At 55.2% G+C, this 531-nt stretch carries 1 protein-coding gene; it reads right to left on the reverse strand.

Annotated elements, in window-relative coordinates:
- Positions 1–334: 334 nt before the first annotated feature.
- Positions 335–484: a hypothetical protein gene (locus tag AC1RPY_RS07620; protein WP_481763086.1), complete on the reverse strand. Its 150-nt coding sequence runs from the start codon at positions 482–484 to the stop codon at positions 335–337.
- Positions 485–531: the final 47 nt, after the last annotated feature.

Raw genomic sequence — 531 nt, forward strand, 5'->3', positions numbered from 1 at the left:
GAATAGGAAGGCCGGGCATCATGGAGCGCCCCGCTTCTTCCATTTCGAAGCGCTTCATCCGGTCACCAACCGGGTCCTTAATCTTCTTTCCCATCAACTCTCCCCTGTCTTTGTGCGCCCTTCAGCATTCCCAGCTTCGCACCGATCACAACCCGCTCCACCGTTATATTGCGCAAGCGCTCGACGATGAACGCACCGTGCCCCGCATCCTCATGGCTGATACAAAGCTCGTGCTTTCGGCACAGCGCTTCGTACTCATCGAGAAAGTCTTCGACAGCCTTTGGGCTTTCTACGTAACTTCTCGCTACTCTGTCAAACCTTTGGGGTTTCTGCCTCATTCGTCCGAATCCTCAAGAAATGCATCATACCAACCATCGTACCACGAGAGGCCGTTAGCGTCATTGTCCGGGTACGGGCTTTCATCCACGTCGCCCCGTTCGTAGTCGGCACTGCCCTCATGGTACGCTTCACGCTGCGTCGTCATTCGTATTCCTCCTGATCCATATACTCGATGTCGGCCGAATGCCACCC

The sequence above is a fragment of the Dellaglioa sp. CoH-56-MRSF-12 genome (assembly GCF_056782075.1).

Excerpts from the sequence above, each read along its gene's own strand:
- AC1RPY_RS07620 (WP_481763086.1), bottom strand. The coding sequence starts at position 484 with ATGACGACGCAGCGTGAAGCGTACCATGAGGGCAGTGCCGACTACGAA.